The sequence below is a fragment of the Campylobacter concisus genome (genome assembly GCF_003048985.1).
Taxonomy (GTDB): Bacteria; Campylobacterota; Campylobacteria; order Campylobacterales; family Campylobacteraceae; genus Campylobacter_A; species Campylobacter_A concisus_AY.
Window position 1 is genome coordinate 173,960 of sequence record NZ_PIRS01000001.1, and the last position, 14,953, is coordinate 188,912.

Here is a 14,953-nt window from a genome sequence, read left to right on the forward strand (position 1 = left end):
AAAATCAATAGCCGATTATCTGATTTAGGCTCTTTTCTTCTTTACTCCAGCCTTTTTTAACGACTACATCGAGCTTTAGAAAGACCTTTGTGTTTGTTAAATTTTGTATTAACTTTCTTGCAAAAATTCCAATTCGTTTAATGGTTTCGCCATTTTTTCCGATGATCATGCTTTTATGGATGTCACGCTCTGTGATGATGCTCGCATAAATTTCAGTTATGCCAGTTTTTTCTTTTACGCTTTTTGTGATCGCATCGCTAAGATAAGGGATCTCGTCACTTAAATTTTCATAGATCGCTTCAAGTATAAATTCTCTAAAAATTTCTTTTTCATTTGTCGGCGTGAGAAATTCTGGATCATAAAAGTACTCATGCTCTGGTAAAAGCTTACAAATTTCATCAAGAAGCGGCTTTTTATAGGTAGGCTGCTTGGTGCTAAAGGTGAGCAAAGCTGCAAATTTATCTTGAAATTTCTGATACTGAGTGATCTTTTCAAGCACTTTTGCATTTGAGCTCTCATCGACTTTTGTTAGCACTAAGATGTGTGGTTTTTCAGGATTTAGAGCTAGAAATTTCTCGTAGCCGCTTGTATCATCATGAATAGGCGCTAAAAATACGATGAGGTCGCAGTCCCCCATCGATTTTATAGCTTGGCTTATTAGTAGTTGATTTATCGCTTTGTTGCTCTCGTGAAGTCCTGGCGTGTCAGTGAAGATGATCTGATCTTCACCGTTCATTACGATGCCATTTATCTTTCTGCGAGTTGCGTTTTGCTTGTGCGAGACAATGGCGATCTTTTCGTTTAATAAGGCATTTAAAAACGAGCTTTTGCCAGCATTTGTGCGTCCTATGATGCTAACAAAGCCTGATTTCAAAGTATATACCTCGCTAGATCTTGATCCTCAACCACGTCTTTTAGACGCTCTTTTACAAGCTCTTTTGTCACATTTATCCTCTCGCCGCTCTTTTCGCTAGCCTCAAAGCTGATATCTTCTATCACGCGCTCGATCACCGTATGAAGGCGTCTAGCGCCGATATCTTCCATCTTTTCATTCGCTGCATGAGCGATCCTTGCTATCTCTTTTATCGCTTCATCGTCAAATTCTAGCTCGACATTTTCAGTTGAAAGAAGTGCGATATATTGTTTTAAAAGCGAATTTTTTGGCTGAGTTAAAATTTGATAAAGCGCGTCCTCATCAAGGCTATCAAGCTCGACCCTTAGTGGAAAACGGCCTTGAAGCTCTGGGATGAGATCGCTTGGCTTGCTTATGTGAAAGGCGCCAGCTGCGATAAATAAAATGTGATCTGTCTTTAAATTTCCAAATTTAGTATTTACATTCGAGCCCTCAACTATTGGCAACAAGTCTCTTTGCACACCTTCTTTGCTAGGATCTTGCCTGTTTGAGCTACCTGAGCCAACGGCCACTTTATCGATCTCATCTATAAAGATGATGCCCTCGTTTTCAGCTCTTCTTAAAGCCTCAGTTTTTACGCTCTCAAGGTCTAAAATTTTATCATTTGCTTCGCTTTGAAGGGCTTTTTTGGCGTCTTTTACCTTCATCTCTTTTTTGATGTTTTTGCCACCGATGCCAATTATCTTTATAAAGCTCTCTTGCATCTGCGCCATATCAGGTGGCACATTTGAGCCAGCTTCAAGTGGGTTTTGCTGCACCTCGATCTCGATACTTAGCTCGTCAAGCTCGCCGTTTCTTAGCCTATTTAGCATCTTGTCATAGCTCTTAGCGTACTCTGCTTGTTTCTCTTCACTTGCACCTTTTGGCAGTGGCGGAAGTAGCTTTGAGACGATCTTTTCTTCGATGTAGGCGTTGATTTTATCTTGATTTTTCTCGCTTTGCTCGTTTTTTACGAGATTATATGACGCCATTGCAAGGTCTCTTACCATGCTCTCAACGTCACGACCAACAAAGCCAACCTCGGTATATTTGCTAGCTTCAACCTTGATAAAAGGTAGCCCCATCATCTTTGAAAGTCGCCTTGCGATCTCGGTTTTACCAACGCCAGTTGAGCCGATCATCAAGATATTTTTTGGCATGATGTCATCTTGCAAGCTCTTTTCAAGCTTCATACGGCGGTAGCGGTTGCGAAGTGCGATCGCTATGATCTTTTTGGCGTCCTTTTGACCGATCACATAGTCATCTAAAAATTTAACAATTTCTCTTGGTGTTAAGTTCATTTTCTCTCTTATTCTAAAACATAAGTTTTGATGTTTGTATTTGTATAGATGCAAATTTCGCCGGCGATCTTAAGGCTCTCTTTGACTAGCTCCTCTTCGTCGATATCAGCAAATTTATCTAGGGCACGAGCCGCTGAAAGTGCGTAGTTTCCGCCGCTTCCGATAGCTGCTATCTTACCATCTTCTGGCTCAACAACATCTCCAGTGCCACTAAGTAAGAAAATTTTATCCCTATCAAGCACAAGCATCATCGCCTCAAGCTTTCTTAGATACTTGTCTTTGCGCCACTCTTTGCTAAATTCTATCACCGCCTTTAGCAAGTCACCCTTTGTATGCTCTAAATTTTTCTCAAACATATCAAAGAGATTAAATGCATCAGCAGTGCTGCCAGCAAAGCCAGCTAGGACTTTGCCGTTGTGAATTTTGCGAATTTTTACGGCGTTGCCCTTTAAGACAGTGTTGCCAAAACTCACCTGTCCGTCTCCGCCGATGACCGCTTTATTTTTGCCTTTGTAGGCTAAGATGGTTGTCGCATGAAACATCTACTCTCCTTGCACATCAACCTTTAAGGTCGCATTTATAGAGTGACCAAGCTTTATAGAGACATCATAAAGACCAACTGCTTTTAGGTGTGTATCCAGATCGATAGCTTTTTTCTCAACTACCAAATGATGTGTCTTTTCAAGCTCTGCTGCGATCTCCTCTTTTGAAACTGAGCCAAAGAGCGAGCCATTTGCGCCAAGAGTTTTTTTGATGACGACTGTCACTTTTGCAAGCTCTTCTTTTAGTTTTTCTAAATTTGCGATCTCATATTTTAGCTCTTCAGCCTTTCTTTTTTGAGCCGCTTCATATTGACGAAGGACATCTGGAGTGGCCGCTTTTGCAAAGCCTTTGCCGATTAAGAAGTTGTTGCCATAGCCGTCTTTTACCTCTTTTATCTCTCCAGCTTTGCCAAGTGCCTTTACATCTTTTATTAGTAGTACTTTCATTTTTATCCTTTTAAATTTTATTTTTAGTCAAATTTTCGCCCATTTTTGCGTGCGATGATGAAACGAAGCGCATTTAGTTTGATAAATCCAGCTGCATCTTTTTGATCATAAACGCTATCTTCTTCAAATGTGCAGTATGCCTCGCTAAATAGATTATCATCTTTGCTGCTTCTGCCAAGGATAGTCACATTGCCTTTATAAAGCTCAACTTTTACAGAGCCATTTACGTGCTCTTGACTCTTATCGATGAGTGCTTGGAGCATATTTCGCTCAGGTGACCACCAGTAGCCGTTATAAACTAGCTCGGCGTATTTTGGCATGATCTCATCTTTTAAGTGAGCTGCACCGCGGTCAAGCGTGATGCTCTCTATCGCTCTGTGAGCTTTTAGCATTATCGTGCCGCCTGGGGTTTCGTAGCAGCCGCGGCTCTTCATGCCAACTGAGCGGTTTTCTACGATGTCAAGTCTGCCGATGCCGTGTTTTGCGCCAAGACGGTTTAGCTCGGTTAAAATTTCAGCTGGGCTCATTTTTTTGCCGTTTATGCTCACTGGATCGCCTTTTTCATAGCCGATCTCTATGATCTCGCTCTTATCTGGAGCATCTTTTGGGCTTACTGTCCATCTCCACATATCATCTTCTGGTGCATGGCTCGGGTCTTCAAGCACTAGACCTTCGTAGCTTATGTGAAGTAAATTTGCATCCATTGAATATGGGCTTTTGCCTGGTTTTTTGGTGATATCTATGCCATTTTTCTCAGCGTATGCTAAAAGCTTTTCACGGCTGTTTAGATCCCATTCGCGCCATGGAGCGATGATAGTTAGATTATCGCCAAGCGCGTAGTAGCCAAGCTCAAAGCGAACTTGGTCGTTGCCTTTGCCTGTTGCTCCGTGGCTCACACCATCAGCGCCAACAAGTCTTGCGATCTCGCTTTGGCGTTTTGCTATTAGCGGGCGAGCGATTGATGTGCCAAGCAGATATTCGCCCTCATAGACTGCATTTGCTCTAAACATTGGAAATACATAATCACGTACAAATTCTTCTCTTAAATCTTCTATAAAAATATTTTCAGGTTTTACGCCAAGCGCTAGAGCTTTTTTGCGTGCAGGCTCTAGCTCTTCGCCTTGTCCGATGTCGGCAGTAAATGTGACTACTTCGCATTTGTATTCGTCTTGAAGCCACTTTAAAATAATACTTGTGTCAAGTCCACCTGAGTATGCTAAAACAACTTTTTTTACATCTTTTTTCATAGCTGTCCTTTTGTTGAAATGGTCGTATTTTAGCCTAAATTGATTAATCTTTAATAAATTAATCTAATTTCTAATGTAAGCATTATTTTAAAAACTCCCTAGCAAATTTCATAGAAATTTATTATTTAAAATTATGATAATTAATATTGTTTTTATGCTTGCTTTGTTAAATTTGCGTTTCGCTTTCATTATCAAAGATTAAATTTAATAAAAGGACAACCATGAAAAGATCAAAATTTATCGCCATTTGCCTTAGTGCTTGTGTGGCAAATTCTCTCTATGCAGTAGAGAAAGATAACAACGAAACTAAGCTAGATGGCGTCGTAGTAAGTGCGAGTGGCTTCTCGCAGCAGATCAAAGAAGCCCCTGCAAGCATCAGCGTGATAAGTGGCGATGAGCTTACAAAAGATAGCTTTACCTCACTTCACTCAATCGCCCAAAAAGTGCCAGGCGTAAATGTCGTTGGCGGCGAGGATGGTCCAGCTAGTGGCATCTCGATACGCGGTATGGAGAAGTCTCAAACGCTAGTTTTAATTGATGGCAAAAGAGTAAATTCAAGTAGCGCAAACCCAAAGGGCGGAGCAGGGGATATGAACTCAAATTTCATCCCGCCAGCTGAAGCGATCGAGCGTATAGAGGTCATCCGTGGCCCTATGAGCTCGCTTTATGGTAGCGACGCAGTTGGAGGCGTTATAAATATCATTACCAAAAAGGACTTTTCAAAATTTAGCGGTAACGTCGGCATCTCAACTACGATAAATGCGCATAAAGGCATAGGAGACGGCAGACAGGGCGACTTTTATCTAAATTTACCTCTTTATAAAGAGCTTTTTGCGCTTCAGCTTTGGGGATATAAAAAGCTAAGAGATGAGGATAATTACAAAGGCGGCTATCAAAAGAGCGATAAGAGAAATTTGAGCGCAAAACTTTGGATCACTCCAGATGAGCACAATAAATTTTTTATCCTTGGCTCAAGTGAAAAACACGACTACTCGCGCACCGTCGGCAAAACAGCCACTACAAAGACAAATAAGGTTTTAAACGCCTATGACTACGAGAAAAAGAGCTATGGCGTTGGCTACCTTGGCGAATTTGATAACCTAAATGCCGATATCAGCTACATTTATGACCAGACACAAAGAACGAGCCTTTTTGATAAATTTATACCAGCAAAAGCCAAAAATTACAACTTTAACTCTAAATTTACAACCTTTTTTGGCGCACACACTCTAACTTTTGGCTATGACTTTAGCAAGCAAAATGTCGGCACGACCTTCATCGTCTCAAACGCTTCAAGAAACGGCTTAAAAGACCCAAAGACCTACTCGATGAGCGAGCATGCGGGATTTATCGAGGATGAGTGGCAAATTTTAGACGAGAAGCTCTTTTTAACGCTTGGCTCAAGGCTCACGCACAACGAATTCTTTGGTAACCACCTCTCGCCAAGAGCCTACCTAGTCTATAACGCCACAGATACGCTAAGCCTAAAAGGTGGCGTCGCGACTGGCTATAAAACACCAGATGTCAATCAAATTTCACCTGAAGTAGGCACTATTCAAAAGGCTTGGAGTATAGTTGATTTTGGCAACAAGGACCTAAAACCAGAAAAGAGCACGACTTATGAAGTTGGGGCATATTATGACAATCAGGCTGATTTTAGAGGCTCGGTGACGCTTTTTAGAAATGAGTTTAAAGATAAGATCCTAGACACCGACGGCAGTAATGTAAATAAAATTCCAGCCTTTGGTCCTTGCCCGCCAAGCGCTAAAATCCCAAGTGTGGGTTGCCCTGGCTGGGGAACTTACTTTAACATTGAGGGCGCGACCGTTTGGGGCGTGGAGCTAAGTGGCGACTATGACATCCTTTCAAACCTAAATTTAAGTTCAAACTACACCTATAATAAGTCAAAGATAAAAACTGGCAACCCAACGATAAACACACCAAGAGGCCCTATGAAATTTAGCGAGACAGACCTAGCTAGACTTGATGCAAAAAGCCTTACCGCAACGCCAGAGCACACACTTCACGCCACACTTACATATAAACCTGTAAAAAGCGTCAAAACTTTTTTTAGCACAAACTACGAGAGCAAGCTAACAAGCGTAAATTTTGGTGCTGGCAACAGAGTAAGAGAGAACACAAAAGACCTACTCACCTTTGATACAGGCGTCAGCTGGGACGCAAACAAGCACCTAACGCTTAGCCTAAATGCCTACAACATCTTTGATAAAGTAAGATACGATGAGGCGCTAGCAGACGACGGCAACTACTACTGGTATCCGCAAGAGGGCAGGAGATTTTGGTTTAAGGTCGCTGCAAAATGGTAAGAGCCTTTAAAATTTTACTTTTCGCGCTTGGCGTGACGCAGACTTTGCACGCAGGACCTAGCCAAATGCCTGAGCCACTTAGCCAAAAAGCTGCTAGTAAATTTGAAATTTCAACCTTTAAAATGAGCGCAAATGATGAAATTTATAAAATTTTCACAGCCAAGCTAAAGGGGCAAGATGAGTTTAAAAACGTGCTTTTCTTGCTTGACGCAAACGCCCAGTTTAACATGCTTTTAAATGAGTTTGATGGCAAGGCTGCCCCGCTAATAATAGGCATAGGATATGACAGCGACAAAAGCTACGAGGTAGAAAAACGCACAAGAGATCTCACGCCAAAGGCAGAGGGCGAGGAGTTTAGCAAGGGTGGTGGGGCTGATGCGTTTTACCACTTTTTAACTAGAAATTTAGTACCGCTAATTGATGAGAAATTTAACGTGCAAAGCAGCCAAAAGAGCCTTTATGGACACTCTTTTGGCGGGCTTTTTACGCTCTATGCCTTGCTTAAAAATGATGGCGTATTTTCAAATTTCTTTATCGCTTCGCCATCTCTTTGGTGGGGCGAGTCTGAAATTTTAAAGCAAAATGTGAGCGAGGGTAAATTTAAAGAGAAACTAAAGGCTAAATTCGTCTTTCTTAGCGTTGGCGAGCTTGAAAAGAGAAAGGGTAAAACTGACAAAGCTGGCATTTTAAAGGCGAACGATTTAGCTCAAATTTTAAAGCAAAGTGGCGTAAATTCTCACTTTGAGCTTTTTAAAAATGAGACGCACGGCAGCGTCATACCTCTAAATTTAAAAGAGCTTTTAAAATATCTGAAGGATTAAAAATTTAAGGCTATTTTTGTTAAAATCCGCCGCATGAGAGTAGATAAATTTTTAAACGTAGTAAATATCACCAAAAGGCGTGCCGTTAGCGAAGATATGTGTAAAAGCGGCGTTGTGAGCATCAACGGCGTGCAGGCAAAAGCGGCAAAAGATGTTAAGATAGGCGACGTTATCACTATCAAATTTCTAACGCGCGAGGCGAGATACGAGGTGTTAGCGATCCCAACTACAAAAAGCATACCAAAAAGCGCTCAAAGCGAATATGTAAAAGAGCTTTGATGGTTTTTGAGCTTTTGGAAAATGAGCTTGATCGGCTTGTGCGGGTGCTGCCAAAAAGTGGCGTGGTGCTGCTAAGTGGTGATCTAGCAAGTGGCAAAACTACGCTTGTAAAGGCGATCATCAAGGCTCATGGCATAGAAGAGAGCGTGACGTCGCCGACATTTTCTTTGATGCAAATTTATGGTAAAGATATCTACCACTACGACATTTATCAGATCGGTTTTGATGGGATGGCAAAAAATGGCCTTTTTGAAAATTTGTTTGAAGAGGGGCTTCATCTAGTAGAGTGGGGCGATGAAAATTTAGAAAAAGCTCTAAAGAAAAACGGCGAGAGCTATACATTAGTAAAAATTTCTCCTAGCGAAAATGGCAGAAAATACGAGGTTATAAGTGCATAAACTAGAAGTAAAAGATCTAAAAAAGACGATTAAGAAAAGTGAGATCATAAAAGGTATATCTTTAGAGGTAAATAGTGGCGAAGTGGTGGGGCTTCTTGGGCCAAATGGCGCTGGAAAGACGACCACTTTTTATATGATCTGCGGGCTCATCTCGCCAACTAGCGGAGATGTTTTTTTAAACGACGAAAAGATCACAAATGTCCCGCTTCATAAAAGAGCGCACCTTGGTATTGGCTATTTGCCGCAAGAGTCAAGCATATTTAAAGAGCTAAGCGTTGAAGAAAATTTACTACTTGGGGCTGAAATTTTAAATCAAAGCAAAGAAGATATCTCTAAAAGAGTAAATGAGATGCTAAATATGCTAAATATCGAGCCTATCCGCCTAAGAAAGGGCGTTAGCCTAAGTGGCGGCGAGCGCAGACGCTGTGAGATCGCTAGAAGTCTCATCATAAAACCAAAATTTTTGCTGCTTGATGAGCCATTTGCAGGCGTCGATCCTATCGCAGTTAGCGACATCCAAAGTATCGTTAGAGACCTTAAAAAGCTAGGTATCGGCGTTTTGATAACAGACCACAACGTCCGTGAGACGCTAGCCATTTGCGACAGAGCCTATGTCATCAAAGATGGCTCACTGCTAGCAAGCGGCAGTGCGAGCGAAGTGGCAAACAACAAGCTCGTTAGAACGCACTATCTTGGCGAAGAATTTAAGCTACTTGAGTAGATGATGCTAAGGCAAAAGCAAACTTTAGCGCCAAAGATCAAACTAAACCAAACGCTAAGAAGCTGGCTTCCTATCCTTCAAAGCGGGCTTGATGAGCTAAAAGAGACGCTTGAGCCTTTTATAAAAGATAATCCATTTGCTACGATCGAACACAAAAATTTAGAAAAAAGCGAAAAAAAGCGAAATTTTTTTGAGCAAGTTAGCAAAAACTCAGTTAGCGAGAGCATCGAGGCTTTAAGCATATATAAAGAAAGCCTCTATGAAAAGCTCGTTAGCCAGATAAATCCACCACTTTTCCCCACACAAAAGTCCCAAGATATCGCATATAAGATCATCGAGTGTTTAGATGATGAGGGATATTTTTCTTATGATGATGAAATTTTTGCTGGCTTTAACGAGAATGAGGTGGAGCGAGTTAGGGCGAGATTTGCCTACCTTGAGCCCTGTGGCGTTGGCGCAAAGGATGTTAAAGAGAGCTTTTTGTTTCAGCTTGGCGAGGAAGAGGCTAGTGATGAGATCATAGAGTGCGCAAAAAAGATCATCTTAAATTTTGAAAATATAGAGAAGCTTAGAAAGCTTAAATTTTACGACGACGCGCTAAAGATCATAAAGAAATTTAAAAATCCCCCAGCCATTGAGTATCTTGAAGATGAAAAAGAGGCGGTGCCTGACATCTTCGTGCTAAGCACAAGTAGTGGCATAAGCGTGCAGATAAATGACGAGTATTATCCTGAAATTTCTATCGACACTGAGGGGCTAGACGAGAAAGAGGCCTTTGTAAGCTCGCGCATAAAAGAGGCAAGCGAGCTCATAGACGCCCTTGAGATGAGAAAGGCGACACTTTATAAGATAGGGCTCATGATAGTTGAGTATCAGTATGACTACTTTTTGGGTGGTGACATAAAGCCTATGAAGCTAAAAGACCTAGCTGACGAGCTTGGACGCAACCCTTCAACCATCTCAAGAGCGATCGCGAACAAATATCTAAGCTCCCCACGAGGCACGGTAGCGCTTAAAAATTTCTTCGCAACTGGCTTTGACGAAGAGACTTCAAACGCTGCGATAAAGGAATTTTTGCTAGAGCTTATAAAAAACGAAGACCGCAAAAAACCACTTTCTGATCTAAAAATCCAAGAGCTAATCCAAGCTAAATTTAACATCCAAATCGTTCGCCGAACTATCACCAAATACCGCAAAATCCTAAATATCGGCAGCTCAAGCCAGCGAAAAAAGATATATCAGATAAACGGCTAGCTACCACTCATTTATGGCAAAAAGTGTAGCCTTTCGTATCTGCGTAAAAAGCTCACCGCTAAGCTCATCATACTCTTTTCCGCGTTTTTTATGCTGCGCTAAGCCTGCTGCGTCGTCGTTCCAAGAGCCCATGCCACCAAAGACGTCAGCCGCACTTGCCGCAGTAAAAAGGGCTAAATTTAGCTTTGGCATAAGTGGCGCATTTAGGATATTTTGCTCTATATTTTCTGGCTCATTTAGTGCTTTTAGCCCTTTTCTAAAGCAGTCGCCAAAATTCTCACACTCTATCTCATCAGCAAATGTTGCGATCTTAGTTAGGATATCTTTAAACTCCAAAGTGTTATCGCTAAATTTTTGAATTTCTGGCGTGCCGTTTAGGCTAAATTCTTTATAGACTATGTCCCAGCCCTTTTTATCTTCTTCAAAGCTCCAGTGCGGCACGAAGTAGCTCATCTTGTCTTTATAAATGCAAAGAATAGACTTGTGGCTTACATTTGAAAAGCCTTGCAGCGAGCGCTCCTTTGGTGAGACTGCTAAATTTGTAGCAAATTTCACGTCGCTTAACCCAAGCTTTTTGGCGTGCTTAAACCACTCATTTATGCTAGCTTGCTCTCTTTTTTCTTGCTCATCCTCCAAAATATAGTCAAAAACTAGGCTTTTTATATATTTTTCGCCTTTGTAGCTTAGCTCTAAATTTGACCTTAGAGCTTGCTTTATGGAGGCTACGATAATGCAAGCGTTAAAAACTTCACCATTCATTTTTGCTCCTTTTTTGAGATATTTTATTAAAAGAAGCATAAATTTATCTCTTTGAGGATCGCAAGCAAAAACTTCAGCTTTTTATAGTAAAATAGCCAAAAATTTCAAAGAGGCAAAATGGATTTTAATGAGATTGAAAAGCTGATAAGCACGCTTAAGAAAAACTTGGAAGTTATCGAAAACAACGGCGTTGTCGAGCCTGAAACAAAGATCGATGCGCTCACTTTTAATAAAAATGTCGAAGAGATCAAAAAAAGACTTTATAACACAACAGACGAGGGCAGTTTTTTTAAAAATGTCTTTAATACTGAAGATTACTACGAAAACATTAGCTCATACCTCGAGCAGACAAACAAAAGCCTATACTACAAGATAGAAAAGGCTGGCGTGAGCCTAAAGACTAATCAAAACCTGCAAGAGAGCCTGACAAGCATCTCAAACATCATGCAAATTTTAGTCGCTGAATATCAGATACAAAATAAAAAAAAGAAAAAGAGTATCTTCTCAAGAAGTGGCGACACAGCGATGATAAGAGGGCTACTTGCAGAGCTAATGGAATTGCAAAATAGGATGAATAAAATTTTACATCTCGACTCTCAAATCGTCTCAAACGTCGTTTTAGAAAATTTTAAAACTATCTACACATTTTTTTACAACTGCATAAGAGTGGCCAAACAAAGGGGCGACGAGCTACTTTTGGTTGAGATCGCTGGCATCACAGACAGGATCATCGAGATGATAAGACCAGTGCTTTCAGGCAAAAGCCTAAAGACAAATGAGCTTATCTATCACTATCTAATCTACGAGCTACGAGAGCTAAAAGCTTACGCCATAGGCGAGGATCTAGCTTAAGATTTTATCCACTATCTCTTTTGCTCCATTTGGCAAAAGGATATCTTTTAGAGCTTTGCTGCTTTTGTTTAGATCAAAGCTCTCGATCATTTTTATGACTTCGTCTTTGTCTAAATTTTCGCCATTTTGCAGGCAAATTTCAGCTATGCCTTTATCTTTTAGAAATTTAGCGTTGTAAAACTGGTGATTGCCAGCGGCATAAGGAAATGGCACAAAGATAGATGGCAGGGCATTTGCGCAAAGCTCCCAAAGCGAGCTAGCTCCAGCTCTTGATATGGCAAGATCAGCCTCGCTCATCTTCTTTTCTATCTCTTTGCTAAAGTCAAAAATTTCTAAATTTGCCTCGCTAAAGCCAAACTCATCATATCTTTTTTTAAGCTCATCAATGGCGTTTTTTCCACATTGATGAATGATCTTTATCCCTTTTTCTTTAAGATATGGGGCTAAATTTATAGCTAGCTCGTTTATCGCTTTTGCACCTTGTGAGCCACCTAAAAATAGTATCGTTTTTAGCTCGCTTCTAACTCTTTGGCTTTCAAAAAATTTATTTGCCACAGGGTAAGGGCAGGGCGAGAGCTCATCATAAGAGCTAAAAAAGCCCTTTGCGTATGGCTTTAAAATTTTATTTAGCTTGCCAGTTACGGCATTTTGCTCGTGGATGAAAAGTGGTGTTTTTGAGATGATAGCCGCTATGGCTGCTGGCGCTGCTGAGTAGCCTCCCACGCTGATAACTGCTTTAACGCCATTTTCTTTAAAAATTTGCCTGCATTTTAGAGCTAGGCTTATAATGTTTGTTAGTGATTTTAGCTTGGCAAGACCTCTTTTATTTACGACGCCACTACTTGGTAAGAAGAATTTCTTTGCAAATTTATCATCATTTTCAAACCAAAATTTATCCTGACCGCTAGTTGAGCCGATGAAAATTGGCTTTATGCCTCGTCTATTTAGCTCCTCACAAAAGCTTCTAGCGATCGCCAAATGCCCTCCAGTGCCACCACCACAAATAACTATCATAGTTTCGCCTTTTTACTAACCATCAAGACCATGCCGATGCCGATGCATATAGCAAGCACTGAGCTGCCGCCGTAGCTAAGAAATGGCACAGCTATACCTTTTATCGGCGTGATCGATGTGATGCCGTAGCTATTCATCAAAAACGAAAACGACAAGATAAGACCGATACCAAGCGAGAATAGGTGATAGACCTTGTTTTCGCTTCTGGCTGAAATTCTAAATATCCTATAAAGTAGCGTGATAAAGATCGCTGTGATGCATAAAATGCCAAAAACGCCGACCTCTTCAGCTATGCCAGCTAGCACGAAGTCCGTATGCACCTCGCTTAAAAAGCCAAGCTTAAATATCCCAGCTCCAAGCCCCTCTCCAAAAAACTCGCCGTGTTTAATTGCATTTAGTGAGTGAGAAATTTGATAAGGCTCTGGTGCGTCTGCCACTCTAAGCACGTTTGCCACGCTATCTGGCAAGAAAGAGAGAACCATATTTTGTATCGTGCCCCACCATGATTTTATACGCAAAATTCTGTGCTCAGAGCTAACTATCGCCACCGTCATAACAAAGGCAGCGCCTAATATACCGATACCAAAGAGCCTAACACTAGCCCCTGCAAAAAGCGCCATCGTCACAAAAGTAAGTGCCAAAACTACAACCTGTCCAAGGTCGTTTTGCATAACGGCGATAAGAAAGATAGCGATACCAAAAAGAATGATATAAGGCAAAAGTATCTTTAGCTCAGCCATCAAAGTCCTCTTGCCGTCGCTAAATTTTCTAGTAAAACTCCACGCCAAAAAATAGACAAAACCGACTTTGAAAAACTCAACTGGCGCAAGTGAAAAGCCAGGCAACCTGATCCAGCGTCTAGCACCTCCAGAGTCAGTCACCATCGAAGCTGGCAAGGCGTGCATGAGCCCCATAGCGATACCGCACGAGATAAGCAGACCAAAGCCTATCCAAACGAGCGCTTTGTCGGGATTTAGCCTTGAGAGCCACCACATGAGAAAAATTCCTATGCAGCCGACTGCAAACTGGCGGATAAAAAAGTGAAATTCGTCGTAGTTAAAAAATAAAACTGTAAAAACTGGCAAGGATAGTGAAAAAATGATACTTATGGCGATCAAAGTCGCGCAAAGATAGAAAATAACCTTATCAACTGCCAAAATTAGCTCCAACTTTAAAATGAGCCAAAGTATAATAAAAAACGGCTTACAAAGATATTATTTGCTATAATTGCAGGCTTTAAGGATGGGCATGAAGATAGGTATATTTGACTCGGGGCTTGGCGGACTTAGCGTCTTAAACGAAGCTTTAAGCAAGCTTAGCGAACATGAATTTTTATATTACGCAGATGTGAAAAATGTCCCATACGGACAAAAGAGCAGAGATGAGATATTAAAATTTAGCTTTGATGCGGTGAAATTTCTTGTCAAAAATGGCGCAAAAGCTGTCGTGGTGGCGTGCAACACTGCAACAAGCGTGGCTATAAAAGAGCTTAGAGCAAATTTAAGCGTGCCGATCATCGGCATGGAGCCAGCTGTAAAAAAAGCTCACGATCTAAGTCATGATGACGCCCTAAAAACGCTTGTCATCGCCACTCCAGTCACCGTAAATGGCGCAAAACTAAAAGAGCTAATCACAAATTTAAACGCAAAAGATAAAACCGAGCTGCTTGCTCTGCCTAGGCTTGTAAATTTCGCTGAAAAGGCTGAGTTTGAGAGCGAAAACGTGAAGTCATATCTAAAAGATGAGCTAGGTAAATTTGATCTAAGTAAATTTGACTTTTTGGTGCTTGGCTGCACGCATTTTAACTATTTTAAAGATAGCTTAAGAGAAATTTTGCCCACAAATGTAAGCATAATAGACGGCAACGAAGGGACGATAAAGCGCCTCATAAGCGAGCTTAAACTTAAAATTTCAAATTCAAATTTAACTCCAAATGTGAAATTTTTTTACTCTGGTGACGAGGTACGCGAGCAAAACGAGCTAGAGAAAATTTCAAGAAATTTAGCTCGCCTAGAAAAAATGAGAACGATTTGCTAGGGTAAATTTAGCTAAAAATTTGAGCCAAATTTAGAAAAATACACTAAATTTTACATATTTTT

At 41.0% G+C, this 14,953-nt stretch carries 16 protein-coding genes; 8 read left to right on the forward strand and 8 right to left on the reverse strand.

The window, feature by feature from the left end:
• Positions 1-4: 4 nt before the first annotated feature.
• The 5 genes from era to CVS91_RS00890 are packed head-to-tail and all read right to left on the reverse strand — an operon-like array spanning position 5 to position 4,429.
• Positions 5-874 (reverse strand): GTPase Era, encoded by an 870-nt coding sequence (gene era / locus CVS91_RS00870; RefSeq protein WP_107829620.1) that lies wholly within the window; start codon positions 872-874, stop codon positions 5-7.
• Positions 871-2,193, reverse strand: coding sequence for an HslU--HslV peptidase ATPase subunit (gene hslU, locus CVS91_RS00875; RefSeq protein ID WP_107829622.1), 1,323 nt, complete (start codon positions 2,191-2,193; stop codon positions 871-873). Before hslU ends, era begins: the two co-directional genes overlap by 4 nt.
• Positions 2,194-2,201: 8 nt before the next feature.
• The gene (gene hslV / locus CVS91_RS00880; RefSeq protein WP_002940451.1) at positions 2,202-2,735 is read right to left on the reverse strand and encodes an ATP-dependent protease subunit HslV; all 534 of its coding nucleotides are present in this window, start codon (positions 2,733-2,735) and stop codon (positions 2,202-2,204) included.
• Positions 2,736-3,182: a 50S ribosomal protein L9 gene (rplI, locus tag CVS91_RS00885; protein WP_107829624.1), complete on the reverse strand. Its 447-nt coding sequence runs from the start codon at positions 3,180-3,182 to the stop codon at positions 2,736-2,738.
• Between the two features lie 23 nt (positions 3,183-3,205).
• The gene (locus tag CVS91_RS00890) at positions 3,206-4,429 is read right to left on the reverse strand and encodes an argininosuccinate synthase (RefSeq protein WP_107829626.1); all 1,224 of its coding nucleotides are present in this window, start codon (positions 4,427-4,429) and stop codon (positions 3,206-3,208) included.
• A gap of 221 nt (positions 4,430-4,650) precedes the next feature.
• On the opposite strand from CVS91_RS00890, the gene CVS91_RS00895 reads away from it, so the two are divergent.
• The 6 genes from CVS91_RS00895 to CVS91_RS00920 are packed head-to-tail and all read left to right on the forward strand — an operon-like array spanning position 4,651 to position 10,229.
• Entirely contained in the window at positions 4,651-6,756 is a 2,106-nt protein-coding gene (locus CVS91_RS00895) for a TonB-dependent receptor domain-containing protein (protein WP_107829628.1), read from the forward strand.
• Positions 6,750-7,577, forward strand: a complete 828-nt coding sequence (locus CVS91_RS00900) for an alpha/beta hydrolase (protein WP_107829630.1) — start codon at positions 6,750-6,752, stop codon at positions 7,575-7,577. Before CVS91_RS00895 ends, CVS91_RS00900 begins: the two co-directional genes overlap by 7 nt.
• Before the next feature lie 33 nt (positions 7,578-7,610).
• The gene (locus CVS91_RS00905) at positions 7,611-7,856 is read left to right on the forward strand and encodes an RNA-binding S4 domain-containing protein (RefSeq protein WP_087585885.1); all 246 of its coding nucleotides are present in this window, start codon (positions 7,611-7,613) and stop codon (positions 7,854-7,856) included.
• A complete protein-coding gene (gene tsaE / locus CVS91_RS00910; RefSeq protein ID WP_107829632.1) occupies positions 7,856-8,254 on the forward strand; it encodes a tRNA (adenosine(37)-N6)-threonylcarbamoyltransferase complex ATPase subunit type 1 TsaE in 399 nt (132 codons plus the stop codon). The genes CVS91_RS00905 and tsaE overlap by 1 nt, the downstream gene beginning before the upstream one ends.
• Positions 8,247-8,975 (forward strand): LPS export ABC transporter ATP-binding protein, encoded by a 729-nt coding sequence (gene lptB / locus CVS91_RS00915; RefSeq protein ID WP_002940487.1) that lies wholly within the window; start codon positions 8,247-8,249, stop codon positions 8,973-8,975. The genes tsaE and lptB overlap by 8 nt, the downstream gene beginning before the upstream one ends.
• A gap of 3 nt (positions 8,976-8,978) precedes the next feature.
• Positions 8,979-10,229, forward strand: a complete 1,251-nt coding sequence (locus CVS91_RS00920; RefSeq protein WP_234409643.1) for an RNA polymerase factor sigma-54 — start codon at positions 8,979-8,981, stop codon at positions 10,227-10,229.
• Here CVS91_RS00920 and CVS91_RS00925 read toward each other — a convergent pair whose 3' ends face one another.
• Positions 10,230-10,988: a hypothetical protein gene (locus tag CVS91_RS00925; protein WP_107829636.1), complete on the reverse strand. Its 759-nt coding sequence runs from the start codon at positions 10,986-10,988 to the stop codon at positions 10,230-10,232.
• Positions 10,989-11,105: 117 nt separating this feature from the next.
• Here CVS91_RS00925 and CVS91_RS00930 point away from each other — a divergent pair, with 117 nt between their 5' ends.
• The gene (locus CVS91_RS00930) at positions 11,106-11,840 is read left to right on the forward strand and encodes an imidazole glycerol phosphate synthase (protein ID WP_107829638.1); all 735 of its coding nucleotides are present in this window, start codon (positions 11,106-11,108) and stop codon (positions 11,838-11,840) included.
• Here the strand turns inward: CVS91_RS00930 and murG are convergent.
• Both murG and CVS91_RS00940 read right to left on the reverse strand, forming a co-directional pair.
• Positions 11,832-12,854: an undecaprenyldiphospho-muramoylpentapeptide beta-N-acetylglucosaminyltransferase gene (gene murG, locus CVS91_RS00935; RefSeq protein WP_107829640.1), complete on the reverse strand. Its 1,023-nt coding sequence runs from the start codon at positions 12,852-12,854 to the stop codon at positions 11,832-11,834. The two genes, CVS91_RS00930 and murG, sit on opposite strands and share 9 nt — an antisense overlap.
• On the reverse strand, positions 12,851-14,011 hold the full coding sequence (locus CVS91_RS00940) for an FtsW/RodA/SpoVE family cell cycle protein (protein ID WP_009293817.1): 1,161 nt from the start codon (positions 14,009-14,011) through the stop codon (positions 12,851-12,853). The genes murG and CVS91_RS00940 overlap by 4 nt, the downstream gene beginning before the upstream one ends.
• A gap of 91 nt (positions 14,012-14,102) precedes the next feature.
• On the opposite strand from CVS91_RS00940, the gene murI reads away from it, so the two are divergent.
• Positions 14,103-14,891: a glutamate racemase gene (murI, locus tag CVS91_RS00945; protein ID WP_107829642.1), complete on the forward strand. Its 789-nt coding sequence runs from the start codon at positions 14,103-14,105 to the stop codon at positions 14,889-14,891.
• Positions 14,892-14,953: the final 62 nt, after the last annotated feature.